This is a genomic window from Janthinobacterium leeuwenhoeki, assembly GCF_051380795.1.
Classification (GTDB): Bacteria; Pseudomonadota; Gammaproteobacteria; order Burkholderiales; family Burkholderiaceae_D; genus Janthinobacterium.
Genome location: NZ_JBNYXT010000015.1, coordinates 105,501 through 119,121, shown reverse-complemented (window position 1 = coordinate 119,121; position 13,621 = coordinate 105,501). Strand labels below are relative to the sequence as shown.

Sequence of the window (13,621 nt, the reverse complement as noted above, 5' to 3'; positions counted from 1 at the left end):
TCCGGTCATCTAGCTCTGCATCTGGCGCAGTTGCCTGCCTTGTTGCGTCACCGATTTGCATCGAGGTCGAATGTCCTAATCGCGTTGTTCAATGTTCGGGCCTTCGGTCAGGTTCTCGTCGGCTCACCGCCTTGGCCTTAACCTAGTATGCCCTCTGCTGACTTCTGCATACGCATCCCGACATCTCTCGATGTCGGTAGCACGAGGCACGCATGCAGATCTCCCCGGGTATTGCGCACTCACCTTCACGCTTATGCCTGTCGGATATACGTCGCAGCTTTCCGTACAAGTATTGGGCTTTGATGATAATGGACACCTCACCCGGCTGCGCCGCCTCATATCCGCTTCCTGTTCGTCAGGCCAGCGCTTTGCCTTCGGCTTCCTTCAGATTCGCAGTCACCCGCGACACCCTTGCCGTTCAGCTAACTCTTCCCCTTGTCGGGCGAGTAGAGGACTTTCACCTCCAAGTGAGTGCGCCCTGCCGGGCGCACCATGAAAAAACCCGCTCACGAGCGGGTTTGGGGGGAGCGACAACAATTACAGGCTATAGCGCAAAGTCAGCGCCACGTTGCGCGGCGCGCCCGGCAAGCTCAGGTTCGGGCTGGAACCGTGGCCCGAGACGATGTAGCGCGTGTCGCCGATATTGTTGACGTTCAGCTGCACTTCATAGCGGCCCGTGCGGTACGCGGCCATGGCGTCGGCCGTCACGTAGCCAGGCAAGACCACCGTATTGCCGGAATTGGCGAAACGGCTGCCGACGGCGTTCGCGCCGCCGCCCACCGTGTAGCCGTGGCCCAGGTCTTTCGTCAGCCACAAGTTGGCCGTATTGCGCGCCGTCAAGGTGGCGCGCTTGCCCTTGATGGCGACGGCACTGGCTGTCGTCGCGCCCGGCGCATTCACGCTCTTGTCGACGGCGATGGAATCGGTGATGGTGGCGTCCAGCCAGGCGTAGCCGGCCATCATTTTCCAGCCATCGTGCAAATCCGCATTGAAGGTCAGTTCCAGGCCATCCGTGCGCTGCGTGCCGACGGGCACGATGCGGTTCGTGATGGGGTCGCTGCTCTTGATATTGTCGCGCTCCAGGCGGAACAGCGATACGCTGGCATTCGCGCGGCCGCCCCACAGCGCATACTTGGCGCCCACTTCCGTGTTGCGCGTGGTTTCCGGCGCCAGCTCGGCATTGTTGGCGGCCAGGGCGAAGTTCTCGCCGCTGGGCTGGAAGGAGCGGCTCCACGACGCGTAGTAGGACTGCACCACACTCGGTTGCCAGACGAGGCCGGCACGGGGGCTGAACGCCGCATCCGTGCGCGACAAGTCGGCCGTCGTCACACCAAGCGCATTGGCCAGGCGCGACTGCTGCTGGTAGCGATCGTAGCGCAGGCCGGCCAGCGCCTTCCACTCGTCGCTGAAAGCAATGGCATCCTGCACGTAGGCGGCGGCCGTATCGTAGGTACCGAAGGTATCGCTGCGCACGCCCAGCTTGCTGCGGTTGACCTGCGGCAGCACGGGATTGAAGATCGATACATTCGTCGCCACCACGGTCGAAGCCCAGTTCGACGCATCCTTGTTTTGCTTGCCGAACTCGGCGCCGTACAGCACTTCATGGCGCATGGTGCCCGTGAGCAGCTTTTGCGTCACTTCCGTCTGGTTGAACCAGCCGCTCTCGTCGCGGTTCAGCTTGGCGTGCCCCAGGTTCATCGTGCCCTTGACTTCATTGACGTTGCCGGAAATATTCGTGTTGTTGCGGTCCAGGTGATAGTCGTAATAGCGGAAGGCATTGCGCAGCGACAAGGTATCGCTGAACTTGTGCGTCAGGGTGGCGGCCGTGGAGACCACGCGCGACTGGCTGAAGTCGGCATCGCGGGCGTTGGCGGCGCCATAATAGGTACGCGCATCGACGGCGACGGGACGGCCCTGCCAGGACGGGATGCCGAAGTCCGTCAGGCGGCGGTCTTCCAGGTAATCGCCCTGCAGCAGCAATGTGGTGGCGCCAGAGAGGCGGATGGCCACGGAAGGCGCCAGCGCCGTGCGGTTGATGAATTGCTGGTCGCGATAACTATCGGACAATTCGCGCGCGCCCGTGAAGCGCCAGTCCACCGTCTCGCCCACTCTGCCCACGTCGACTTCGCCGCGACGCCCTTTTGTGTTGGTCAGGCTCAGGGCCAGGTCCGTGATATCCACGCCCGGTTTTTTGGTGATGCGGTTCACCAGGCCGCCCGAGGAACCGCGGCCGTACAGCACGGCGGCCGGCCCCTTGATCACTTCCAGGCGCTCCACGTTCGACAGGTCGCGGAAATACAGGGCGTCATCGCGGAAGCCGTCGACGAACTGGTCGCCGATGGCCGTGAAGCCGCGGATGAACACCTGGTCGCGCTGGCCGTCACCCGTGGACAAGCCCACGCCGGGGATGTTCTTCATGATGTCCTGAATCGACATGGCGTTTTGATCGCGGATGACGGCGGCCGGCACCACGTTGATCGTCTGCGGCACGTCACGCAAAGCCATGTCCGTCTTGGTGCCGCTGGCCGAGGTGGCGGCGACATAGCCATCCTTGTCCTTAGCCGCCGTCACGGTGACGGCGGGCAAGCTTTCCTGCGCCCAGGCCGCGAATGGCGTGGCGCCCAAGGTCAAGGCGCCCAGTACGGCGATGCTGATCGGTTTACATCCTGGCTTGCGCTGTTGCGGCATACAATTTCCTGGTCAATGGTTTAATACGAATGATTATCATTAGTATTTTATCAGCCGATACGGCGGAAAGTAAGGTGAAATGTAAGTGATAGTACTTATGAGCCAGGTACTTGACGTAAAAACACAACAAAAAATCAATATCAAAAAACAATTTTAATTGCCCTAAAAAACTATTTCCCTACGTAAATGCTATACTTGCGGCTTGCTGGGTAGCGCTCAGCCTGACCGATATACCCCTTGTTTCACCTCCATCGCCACGCTCAGCGTGGCGCGCCGCACAGCCATCACGCGGCACCCGAAGACCCCGATCCCCTGCGCCTTGCGGCGCCTGTCCGCCCCTGCTGGCGGCGGCGATCATGAATATTAAACTGTTAGGAATGACATGAAAAACCTGAACATCGGCAGCCGCCTTGGCGTCGGCTTTGCTGTCGTATTGCTGTTGCTTGCCGCCTTGACCATCACCGCCCTGGTGCGTATGCAAACGGCCAGCGATCTGACTTACCGCCTCATCAATACCAGCATCAAGAACCAGCGCATGGTGGCCGAATGGTCGAAAATCATCGAAGTCAACAGCGTGCGCGGCGTAGCCTCGTTTGAAATCACCGACCCGGTCGTGCGCGCCAAGATCGAGGAAGACTTGAAAGTCGATGCGGAGCGCTCCAGCAAGCTGCAGGACGACATCGTCGCCGCTTTGCGCAATCCTGCCGTGATCGAACAATTCAAGGTCGTGCGCAAGGTGCGCACCGATTATGTGACGACGCGCGCGCGCGCCTTCAAGATGAAGGCCGACGGCGACATGGCGGGCGCCAAGATCGTGTTCGAGAAGGAAGTCACGCCGATCACCGTGGCCTACCTGGCCGAAGTGAAACGCTTTGCCAGCATGCAGATCAAGGCCGCCGACGGTGTCGGCGCCAGCATCATCGAAGCCTACAGCAGCACTCGCATCTTCCTGATCACCATGGGCGTGCTGGCAGTGCTGATGGGCATCGGTTTCGCGTGGTGGATCACGCGCTCGATCACCGGCCCCATTCGCGCCGCCGTGAAAGTGGCGGAAACCGTGGCAGCTGGCGACCTCAGCAGCGTCATCACGGCGCAAGGCCGCGATGAAACGGGCCAGCTGATGCATGCCCTGAAAACCATGAACGACAGCCTGGTCGGCATTGTGGGACAAGTGCGCAGCGGCACCGACACCATCGCCACGGCGTCCGCGGAAATCGCCGCCGGCAACCAGGACCTGTCGTCACGCACGGAACAGCAAGCCAGTTCGCTGGAAGAAACGGCATCGTCGATGGAAGAACTGACCAGTACCGTGAAGCAGAACGCCGACAACGCGCGCCAGGCGAATAAACTGGCCGGCGACGCGGCCGGCATCGCCAGCCGCGGCGGCGCCGTGGTGGCCGAAGTGGTGTCCACCATGGGCGAGATCAATACCTCGTCGAAGAAAATCGTCGATATTATCTCTGTCATCGACGGCATCGCCTTCCAGACCAACATCCTGGCCCTGAACGCGGCCGTGGAAGCGGCACGCGCCGGCGAACAGGGCCGCGGCTTCGCCGTGGTGGCAACCGAAGTGCGCAACCTGGCGCAGCGCTCGGCGGCGGCGGCGAAAGAAATCAAGGGCCTGATCGACGACTCCGTGCAAAAAGTCGACGTCGGCACGGACCTGGTCGACAAGGCCGGCAAGACGATGGAAGAAATCGTGCAAAGCATCGGCTTCGTCACCTCTATCATGAGCGAGATCAGCAACGCCAGCGAAGAGCAGAGCGCGGGCATCGAGCAAGTCAACCAGGCTATTTCCGAAATGGACCAGGTGACACAGCAGAATGCAGCCCTGGTGGAAGAAGCCTCGGCAGCGGCCGAAGCGATGCAGGAACAGGCGAGCGAACTGGCGCAAGTGGTCAGCGTCTTCCGCCTCGATGCCAATGTGGCGGCGACCGACCGTTTCAGCGTGAAAGCGGCGCAACGCAGCGCGCCGGCCGCGCCGACAACTGCGGCCGCGCCAGCCCGCAAGGCATCCATCCCGGCCCTGCACCTGCCCGTGACGCGCAAGAGCAGCAAGGCAACTGCGCCGGCCGAAGGCGAGTGGGAAGAGTTTTAAAGTGTGTGATTTAGTGCGTGGCAGTGGCTGCCACGCATGCCGAACGGCCAGGCATCAGCACAGCCTGGCTTGCGCATCTTCCATGAGTTTCGCCAGCTCGCGCGGTGCGGATTGCCCCAGAAATGCCAGCGCCAACGCCTCCGGATCAATGGCAGCGTCCGCCGGCAAGCCATGCTCGAAGCCGCCCACCATGATGCGGCAGAAATGCGGCGATTCGGCCCGCGTTTCCACATACCAGCAACCCGCATGACCCTGCACGAAGTATTCGCCGATAAAGTAGCCGAGCATGGTTTTCACCCACTGCCAGCTCTCGTCGCGGATGACGATGCTGCGCATGGCCGCGTCGATATACGGCAGGTATTCGGCCGCGTTGGTCAGCACTTCGTGCGCCGGCTGTATGCCCAGGCGCTCGACAAAATTCACCAGCGAGGCGCCCAGCGCGTCATAGTAGACATCAAAAGCCGTCTGGCTTTGTTGCAATAATTGTTCTTGTTCGTTCGACAGCATTCATACTCCACAGGCATTCAACAATCCCCTATTTTACGCCACGCTCACATCCACCCCGGCCCGCTGCAGCAAGGCTTCGTTGCGGGCGGACAGATGCGTCACCTGCAGGTGCTTGCCTGCCTTGTCATAGCGCTCATACAGGGATTCGATGGCGGCGATGGCCGAGTGATCGGCCATGTGCAGGTGCCGGCAATCGAGGATGACGCGGGCCGGGTCCGACGCCAACTGGAACAGCTCCTGGAAATGCGTGGTGGAAGCAAAAAACAGCGTGCCGTGCGGCAGGTAGACGCGCACGCCAGGGGTGCTGTCATCGGTGTCGGCACGCATTTCGCGCGCATGTTGCCAGGCAAAATTCAAGGCGGCGATGACGATGCCGCACAGCACAGCCATCGCCAGGTCCGTCAACACGGTGATCACCGTCACGGCAACGATCACCAGCGCATCCTGCAACGGCACCTTGCCCAGCACGCGCAAGGAACCCCAGGCAAACGTCTGCTGCGCCACCACGAACATCACGCCCACCAGGGCGGCCAGCGGGATGCGCTCGATCAGCGGCGACAGGAACAGGATGAACAGCAAAATCATCACGCCGGCCGTCACGCCCGACAGGCGCGAACGGCCGCCGGAACTCAGGTTAATCATCGTTTGCCCGATCATGGCGCAGCCGCCCATGCCGCCAAACAAGCCCGAAACGACGTTCGAGGCTCCGAGGGCGATGCATTCGCGGTTCGGCTGGCCCCGCGTTTCAGTCATCTCATCCGTGAGATTGAAAGTGAGCAAGGTTTCCAACAGCCCCACCATGGCCATCAGCGCCGCGTACGGGAAAATGATGTGCAAGGTGGCCATCTCCAGCGGCACGGTGGGCCAATGCAGTGATGGCAAGCCGCCGGCGATATGCGCGAGGTCGCCCAGGGTGCGCGTGGGCAAGTGCAAGAAATGGCTGAGCACGCCCACGCCGAGGATGGCCACCAGCGCCGGCGGCAGGGCTTTTGTCAGGCGCGGCAGCACGTAGACGATGGCCATGGTGAGAAACACCAGCCCTCCCATCACGTACAAGGGCATGCCTTGCAGCCAGGTTTCGCCTTGCGGCGTAGCCTGGCGGAAGTGTTCCAGCTGGGCCATGGCAATGACGATGGCCAGGCCATTCACAAAGCCCAGCATCACCGGGTAAGGCACCATGCGGATCAGCTTACCCAGGCGCAAGATACCGAACAGCGCCATGATGATGCCGCTGAGCACCACGGTCGCCAGCAGATATTGCACGCCATGCTGGGCCACCAGCGCCACGATGACGACAGCCATGGAACCGGCCGCGCCGGAAATCATGCCGGGGCGCCCGCCAAAGATGGCCGTGAATGCGCAGATGATGCAGGCGCCATACAGACCCATCAGGGGATTGAGTTGCGCCACCAGAGCAAAGGCGATGCATTCGGGCACCAGGGCAAACGAAGTGGTCAAGCCCGCCAGCATGTTTTGTTGCAGGTTCGAGAACCACTCATCCCGAAAAGTTGTGTTGATCATTGATTCGCATCCAAAGTCGGAACAGGAAAATGCCGGCCTGATGGAAAATCATCAGGCGCAGCCATGCCAGTGGGCGTCACAGAAAAGCTGCGCTGAGGTCGAACGGAGCAGAAAAGTCGTCAGTGACTACATCGGTATGGCGGAAAGGGGAAGTTTCATCAAGGCGCCAGGCGGCGCGGCTGAGCTTGCCGGCATTATACAAGATGCGCAGCCGGCAAAAATATGGACAAAAAAATAGCCCACTCGAAAGTGGGCTATTTTTTTCATCTGGAGGCGAGGACGGGAATCGAACCCGTCTAAACGGCTTTGCAGGCCGCTGCATAACCTCTTTGCTACCTCGCCAGAGGACCTGCTTGGATGCGCCTTGCGGCCCACCTTGAAAACTGGAGCGGGAGAAGAGTCTCGAACTCTCGACCTCAACCTTGGCAAGGTTGCGCTCTACCAACTGAGCTACTCCCGCATTGGAGCTTGTTTACCGCCTGATCGCGCTGCATGACTGCTTTGCAGCGGATAAAAAAAGGAAGCCAGCTTAGCTTCCCTTTAGAATTCTGGAGCGGGAGAAGAGTCTCGAACTCTCGACCTCAACCTTGGCAAGGTTGCGCTCTACCAACTGAGCTACTCCCGCATTGGAGCTTCTATTTTCTGCTACTGCCATCTTGCTGTACTGCTTCAGCTTGCGCTGGAGCGGGAGAAGAGTCTCGAACTCTCGACCTCAACCTTGGCAAGGTTGCGCTCTACCAACTGAGCTACTCCCGCATACGAACCACTATTTTACTGCTTTTTACTACCGTTTACCAGTGCTGCTTGACTGCTGATCCAGTATTCACTGGAGCGGGAGAAGAGTCTCGAACTCTCGACCTCAACCTTGGCAAGGTTGCGCTCTACCAACTGAGCTACTCCCGCAGTGGACAACATTGTATCAGAAGCTCTACCACATCGCCAGTACTACTTTTTACTGCATCTGCTGTTTTTACCTATGACACGATCCAGAAAACTGGAGCGGGAGAAGAGTCTCGAACTCTCGACCTCAACCTTGGCAAGGTTGCGCTCTACCAACTGAGCTACTCCCGCGTCATCAACAACAGGCCAGCATTATAGAGGGATTACAGGGGCTGTCAACGGGCAATATCTGGTCTTTTGCAAAATATTTGGGGTCAGACCCGTCGGGTCTGACCCCAGCTCTTGCGTTTGGGCTAAAAGGACGCCTAAGCAGCGCTAGCAGTATCGCCCCGTCTTAATGCAAGTTGCCGGCCTTTTCCTTGATGAGAGGCCATGCCAGGCGCAAATAATAGAACATCGACCACACCGTCAGCACGCAGGCGATCCACAGCAGCTTCTCGCCCCACACATGGGTGTCGATCGCGCCAAAGATTACTTCGTGATACAGCAGCAAGGGAATGGCCGTCATTTGCGCAGCCGTCTTGATCTTGCCGATCGAGCTGACGGCCACCGATTTCGAAGCGCCGATCTGCGCCATCCATTCGCGCAGTGCGGAAATGGTGATTTCGCGGCCGATGATGATAAAGGCCAGCACGGCATTGACACGGTCCAGCTGCACCAGCACCAGCAAGGCGCCCGCCACCATCAGCTTGTCGGCTACCGGGTCGAGGAAGGCGCCAAAGGCCGAAGTCTGGTTCCAGCGCCGCGCGAGGAAACCATCGAACCAGTCGGTGACGGCGGCAACAATGAAGACCAGGGTGGCAACCAGGTTCTGGTCGCCATGCAGCAGCATCGACGGCGGCAAATAAAACACGCCAACGACGAGCGGTATCAGGGCCACGCGCAGCCAGGTCAAAAGGATGGGAATATTAAAAGGCATAAGGAAGCAATCGGCCGACGGGTAAATTGAACATGAAGAAAGCATGAAGAAAGCGCCACTAGTCTACATGGCCCCAAGGTATTAGCCTAGTCCGGTTGCCGCAGCGCCGGACCAGGCCGTCCAGTCATTAGTGCAACTGCTTGTAAATTTCTTCCGCGAGTTGCGTGGAAATCCCCTCCACCGACATCAGATCCTCGACACTGGCATCGACCACGCCGCGCAAGCCGCCAAAGCGCGACAGCAGTTTCTGGCGGCGCTTGGCGCCGATGCCTTCTATCTCTTCCAGGCGCGAGGTCTGGCGCGTCTTGGCCCGCTTGGCGCGCATGCCGGTAATGGCGAAGCGGTGCGCCTCGTCGCGGATTTGCGCGATCAGCATCAGGGCCGCCGATTCCTTGCCCAGTTCCTGCGCCTGACGGCCATCGACAAACAGCAGGGTTTCCAGGCCCACCTTGCGCCCTTCCCCCTTGGCCACGCCGACAATCAAGCTGATATCGAGTCCCAGCTCGGCGAACACCTGGCGCGCCATTTCAATCTGCCCCTTGCCGCCGTCGATCAGTACCACGTCGGGCATCACGCCATCGCCATTGGCTACCTTTTCATAGCGGCGCATCAGCACCTGGCGCATGGCCGCATAATCGTCACCGGGCGTGATGTCGTTGATGTTGTAGCGCCGGTATTCGCCGTTCTGCATGGCGTGGTGATGGAACACCACGCACGAGGCCTGCGTCGCCTCGCCCTGCGTGTGGCTGATGTCGAAACACTCGACGCGCAGGCTGTCGAGATCTTCCGTTTCCAGGCGCAGCGCTTCGGCCAGCGCGCGCGTGCGCGACTGCTGCGAACCCTGCTCGGACAACAAGCGCGCCAGCGAAATCTCGGCGCCCTTCTGCGCCATCTCCAGCCACTGGCGGCGCTGCCCCTGCGGCTGGAAGATCAGGTTGATGCGGTGGCCGCACTGTTCCATCAGCGCCACCATCAGGGCCGGCTGGTCGAATTCGATATTCAGGATCAGGGTGCCGGGGATGAATTTTTCCGTGTAATGCTGCGCCAGGAAGGCGGCCAGCACTTCCACCTCAATGGGTTCCTCGGCAATCGCCGCCGCATCGCTGAGCTGGCTGGGGAAGTAGGCGCGGTCGCCCAGATGGCGTCCACCGCGCACCATGGCCAGGTTGACGCAGGCGCGCCCACCCTGCACCAGCACGGCGAGGATATCGACATCGGCGTCGCCCGTCGTCTCCATGCTTTGCTGGTGCAGCACGCGCGACAGCGAAGCGATCTGGTTGCGCACCACCACCGCCTGTTCGAACTTCAGCTCGGCGGCAAACGCATGCATTTTCTTTTCCAGGTCGGCCAGCACTTCGCTCTGGCGCCCGCGCAGGAAGCGCGCCGCGTTTTCCACGTCGTTCTTGTAATCGTCCTTGCTGATCAGGTCGACACACGGCGCGCTGCAGCGGCCGATCTGGTGTAGCAGGCACGGCCGCGTCCGGTTGGCGTAGACGCTATCCTCGCAGGTGCGGATCAAAAACACCTTTTGCAGGATCTGCATCGATTCCTTGACGGCCCAGGAGCTGGGAAACGGCCCGAAATACTGGTTTTTCTTGTCCACCGCACCGCGGTAATACACCATGCGCGGCGCGTCGCCATTGGTGATTTTCAGATACGGATACGACTTGTCGTCGCGGAACAGGATGTTGTAGCGCGGTTGCAGCGCCTTGATCAGGTTGTTTTCCAGGATCAATGCTTCCGCCTCGCTGTGCGTGACGGTCGTTTCCAGACGCGCGATGCGCTCGACCATCATGGCGATGCGGGGGCTGGCCAGGTTCTTCTGGAAGTAGCTGGAGACGCGCTTTTTCAGGTCGCGCGCCTTGCCAACGTACAACACCTTGTCGGCGGCGTCGAAATAGCGGTACACGCCGGGCAAGTTCGGCAGCTTGGCGACGGTGGCCAGCACCTGCGCGCGCGGGTCGGGTGGCGTTTCCACCAAGCTTGGTTCTGGGCTTGCTTCAGTCATTGCTGGCTCATTCTTGCGCTACTTGCTCCACGATCACGAACGCGACCGCATATTCTTCTTCATCACTGATCGTCACTTGCGCGCTCAGGCGGTGCTTTTCCATGAACTCAGCCAGCACGCCGCTGCAGACGATCATCGGCTTGCCGCTGGGATGATTCAGCATTTGCGCGGCAGGCCATGTCATCGGCATGCGCAAGCCCAGGCCGATGGCCTTGGAAAACGCCTCCTTGGCCGCGAAGCGCGTGGCCAGAAAGCGCACGCCGCGCACGGCGTTTTTTGCACTGCGGGCGCGGAATTTTTCCAGCTCCTGCGGCCCCAGTATCTTTTTCGCGAAACGCTCGCCGTGACGCGCCAGGGCCGCCTCGATGCGGGGGATCTTGCAGATATCGGTGCCGATGCCGTAGATCATGCCCTGCTCCTCTGTCAAGCCCTGTGGCCCAGGCGCGTGGCCACCATGATGGCCTTCATTTCGCGCACGGCATTTTCCCAGCCGACAAACACGGCATGGGCGACGATGGCGTGGCCGATATTCAGTTCAGCAATATCAGGAATGGCGGCGATGGCCTGCACGTTGCTGTAATGCAAGCCATGGCCGGCATTCACTTTCAAGCCCCGCCCCACGCCGAACAGCACGCCCGCCTTGATGCGCTCCAGCTCGGCCAGTTGCTCGGTGCCTGCCGTATCGGCATAGCGCCCCGTATGCAGTTCGATCACGGGCGCACCGAGTTCGGCGGCGGCAGCGATCTGCTGCTCGTCGGCATCGATGAACAGGCTCACGCGGATGCCCTCGCCTTGCAATTGTTTCACTGCCGCCTGCACTTCCTTGAAGTAGCGCACCACGTCCAGGCCCCCTTCGGTGGTCACTTCCGTGCGCTTTTCCGGCACCAGGCAGACGTCGGCAGGCTGGATACGACAGGCGAAATCGATCATTTCCTGCGTCACGGCCGCTTCCAGGTTCATGCGCGTCAATAATTGCGGTGCGATGGCGATCACGTCCGCATCCTTGATGTGGCGGCGGTCTTCGCGCAAATGCAGGGTAATGGCGTCGGCGCCCGCCTGTTCGGCCAGCAGGGCCGCGCGGATCGGATCCGGATAGGCAGTGCCGCGCGCATTGCGCAAAGTAGCAACGTGGTCGATATTGACGCCCAGGTCGATGACGGGGCCGGAAGGCTGCAAAAAGCTCATAGTGATGGTATCCGTAAAGTGCTGTCGTGTGGCAAACCGCAGCTACAGCTGCATTAAATCGATCAGTATCTGGCGCGTATTCAAGGTGGCGCCACCCAGTTGATGGGCCAGCAAAAAACGCATCAGCAGCTTGCTTTGCGCCTGCGTGGCCACGTCAAGATAATCTTCGCGCTCCATGTCGAGCAGGGTCTTGCCTGTGATCTTCGGCCAGGCGTCGGCGGCGCGCGCCGGGCGCGGCCCCCGTTCCGGGTCGACCACATACACCTGCCCCGCCTCGACGGCCTGGCGCGTGCCCGTGCAGCGCGTCAGGTCGGCCGCCACGCCCGTTTCCTTGAGCAGGGCGCGCTCGAACTTGCGCAGCACAATGGGCGGCGGCTCATTGTGCGCCAGTTGATTCAAGGTGGCAACGTAGTGGTCGAACAGGACAGGATGCGGGTCGTCGCGCGCCAGCAATTTGACCAGTAATTCGTTCAGATAGAAGCCGCACAGCAAGGCGGTCTTTTCCAGCGGCAACATGCCGCCCACCCATTCCGCGCCGGTGAGGATGCGCAGTTCGGATTTACCCGTCCAGCCCGCTTGCAGCGGCTGGAACGTCTGCAGCACGCCGCGCAACTGCGAATGGGGCCGCTTGGCGCCCTTGGCGACGAGCGCGATGCGGCCGTACTCGCGCGTAAACACGTCGACGATGAGGCTGGTTTCTTTATGTGGATAGCTGTGCAGTACGAAGGCGGGCTGGCCCGTGATACGGCCGTCGCGCGCGGGCGGACGGCTGCGCCGGGGTGGTACGGAAGGTGCGGCCGGCGGCGCGGGGACGGCGAGTGAGGCTGGCGCAGGATGGTGCTGCGCTGGCGTGGTGGTGCTCATGCGTGTGGCGTCGCCCCGGGTTGCGGATTACTCGTAGCCGTAGGCGCGCAAGCCCGCCTCGTTATCGGCCCAGCCCGACTTGACCTTGACCCAGATTTCCAGATACACGGGGCCGCCGAACAGCTTTTCCATATCCAGGCGGGCCTGGGTGGAGACTTCCTTCAGGCGCGCGCCCTTGTTACCGATGATCATGGATTTATGCGTATCGCGCTCGACCAGGATGGCGGCAAACACGCGGCGCAGATCGCCTTCCTGCTCGAATTTCTCGATCAGCACGGTGCTCGTGTAAGGCAGTTCGTCGCCGACAAAGCGGAAGAGTTTTTCGCGCACGATTTCCGAGGCGAGGAATTTTTCGCTGCGGTCGGTGATGTCGTCCGGCCCGAAGATGGGCTGGTTTTCCGGCAGGAAGCGTTTAATTTCGTTCTGCAAACCTTCCAGCTGGAAGTGCAGCTTGGCAGAAACAGGCACGATGGCGGCGAAGTCGCGCATGGCGGCAATTTTTTGCGCAAACGGCAACAATACAGCTTTATCCTTGACGCGATCAGATTTATTGATGACGAGGATGCATGGCACTTCCTTCGGCAGCAAATCCATCACTTGCTGGTCGGCCGGGCCGAAGGTACCCGCTTCGATCACGTACAGGATCACGTCCGAGGAAATCAGGGTGTTCGTGACGGTCTTGTTCAGCGTCTTGTTCAGGGCGTTCGAGTGGCGCGTCTGGAAGCCTGGCGTATCGACGTAGATGAATTGCGCGTCTGGCACCGTCTGGATGCCCGTGATGCGGTGGCGCGTGGTTTGCGCCTTGCGCGAAGTGATGCTGACCTTCGCGCCGATCAGCACGTTCATCAGGGTCGATTTGCCCACGTTGGGGCGGCCCACGATGGCGATATAGCCACAGCGGAAGTTGTCGGGCATTTTGGTGGCTGTCATG

The 13,621-nt window shown here is 60.7% G+C and carries 11 protein-coding genes and 6 tRNA genes; 2 read left to right on the top strand and 15 right to left on the bottom strand.

Going from position 1 to position 13,621, the window contains the following annotated elements:
- Positions 1-537: 537 nt before the first annotated feature.
- Entirely contained in the window at positions 538-2,688 is a 2,151-nt protein-coding gene (locus ACQ4WS_RS14200; protein ID WP_436477200.1) for a TonB-dependent receptor, read from the bottom strand.
- 382 nt (positions 2,689-3,070) lie between these two features.
- On the opposite strand from ACQ4WS_RS14200, the gene ACQ4WS_RS14195 reads away from it, so the two are divergent.
- Positions 3,071-4,786 (top strand): methyl-accepting chemotaxis protein, encoded by a 1,716-nt coding sequence (locus ACQ4WS_RS14195; RefSeq protein ID WP_436477198.1) that lies wholly within the window; start codon positions 3,071-3,073, stop codon positions 4,784-4,786.
- Between the two features lie 54 nt (positions 4,787-4,840).
- Here the strand turns inward: ACQ4WS_RS14195 and ACQ4WS_RS14190 are convergent, their stop codons facing one another.
- Together ACQ4WS_RS14190 and ACQ4WS_RS14185 are read right to left on the bottom strand one after the other, a co-directional pair.
- Complete coding sequence (locus tag ACQ4WS_RS14190) at positions 4,841-5,293, bottom strand: hypothetical protein (RefSeq protein WP_436477196.1); 453 nt, start codon at positions 5,291-5,293, stop codon at positions 4,841-4,843.
- A gap of 33 nt (positions 5,294-5,326) precedes the next feature.
- A complete protein-coding gene (locus ACQ4WS_RS14185; RefSeq protein WP_436477194.1) occupies positions 5,327-6,814 on the bottom strand; it encodes a SulP family inorganic anion transporter in 1,488 nt (495 codons plus the stop codon).
- Between ACQ4WS_RS14185 and ACQ4WS_RS14180 the strand changes: the two genes are divergently transcribed.
- Positions 6,804-7,052: a hypothetical protein gene (locus tag ACQ4WS_RS14180; RefSeq protein ID WP_436477192.1), complete on the top strand. Its 249-nt coding sequence runs from the start codon at positions 6,804-6,806 to the stop codon at positions 7,050-7,052. The two genes, ACQ4WS_RS14185 and ACQ4WS_RS14180, sit on opposite strands and share 11 nt — an antisense overlap.
- A gap of 30 nt (positions 7,053-7,082) precedes the next feature.
- On the opposite strand, the gene ACQ4WS_RS14175 is transcribed toward ACQ4WS_RS14180, so the two are convergent.
- From ACQ4WS_RS14175 to era, 12 genes are all read right to left on the bottom strand, one after another.
- Positions 7,083-7,156: transfer RNA gene (locus ACQ4WS_RS14175), tRNA-Cys, on the bottom strand.
- A 42-nt stretch (positions 7,157-7,198) separates the two neighbouring features.
- Positions 7,199-7,274: transfer RNA gene (locus ACQ4WS_RS14170), tRNA-Gly, on the bottom strand.
- Between the two features lie 89 nt (positions 7,275-7,363).
- Positions 7,364-7,439, bottom strand: a tRNA-Gly gene (locus ACQ4WS_RS14165).
- Positions 7,440-7,494: 55 nt separating this feature from the next.
- Positions 7,495-7,570, bottom strand: a tRNA-Gly gene (locus ACQ4WS_RS14160).
- Positions 7,571-7,641: 71 nt separating this feature from the next.
- Positions 7,642-7,717, bottom strand: a tRNA-Gly gene (locus tag ACQ4WS_RS14155).
- Positions 7,718-7,809: 92 nt separating this feature from the next.
- Positions 7,810-7,885 (bottom strand) — tRNA-Gly (locus ACQ4WS_RS14150).
- Positions 7,886-8,048: 163 nt separating this feature from the next.
- On the bottom strand, positions 8,049-8,633 hold the full coding sequence (gene pgsA / locus ACQ4WS_RS14145; RefSeq protein WP_034749601.1) for a CDP-diacylglycerol--glycerol-3-phosphate 3-phosphatidyltransferase: 585 nt from the start codon (positions 8,631-8,633) through the stop codon (positions 8,049-8,051).
- A gap of 127 nt (positions 8,634-8,760) precedes the next feature.
- On the bottom strand, positions 8,761-10,641 hold the full coding sequence (gene uvrC, locus ACQ4WS_RS14140) for an excinuclease ABC subunit UvrC (protein ID WP_436477190.1): 1,881 nt from the start codon (positions 10,639-10,641) through the stop codon (positions 8,761-8,763).
- Between the two features lie 7 nt (positions 10,642-10,648).
- Positions 10,649-11,050, bottom strand: coding sequence for a holo-ACP synthase (acpS, locus tag ACQ4WS_RS14135; RefSeq protein WP_436477189.1), 402 nt, complete (start codon positions 11,048-11,050; stop codon positions 10,649-10,651).
- A gap of 14 nt (positions 11,051-11,064) precedes the next feature.
- Complete coding sequence (gene pdxJ / locus ACQ4WS_RS14130; RefSeq protein WP_436477187.1) at positions 11,065-11,826, bottom strand: pyridoxine 5'-phosphate synthase; 762 nt, start codon at positions 11,824-11,826, stop codon at positions 11,065-11,067.
- Positions 11,827-11,868: 42 nt separating this feature from the next.
- Positions 11,869-12,690, bottom strand: coding sequence for a DNA repair protein RecO (gene recO, locus ACQ4WS_RS14125; protein WP_436477185.1), 822 nt, complete (start codon positions 12,688-12,690; stop codon positions 11,869-11,871).
- A gap of 27 nt (positions 12,691-12,717) precedes the next feature.
- The gene (era, locus tag ACQ4WS_RS14120; protein ID WP_034749612.1) at positions 12,718-13,620 is read right to left on the bottom strand and encodes a GTPase Era; all 903 of its coding nucleotides are present in this window, start codon (positions 13,618-13,620) and stop codon (positions 12,718-12,720) included.
- Position 13,621 lies beyond the last annotated feature (1 nt).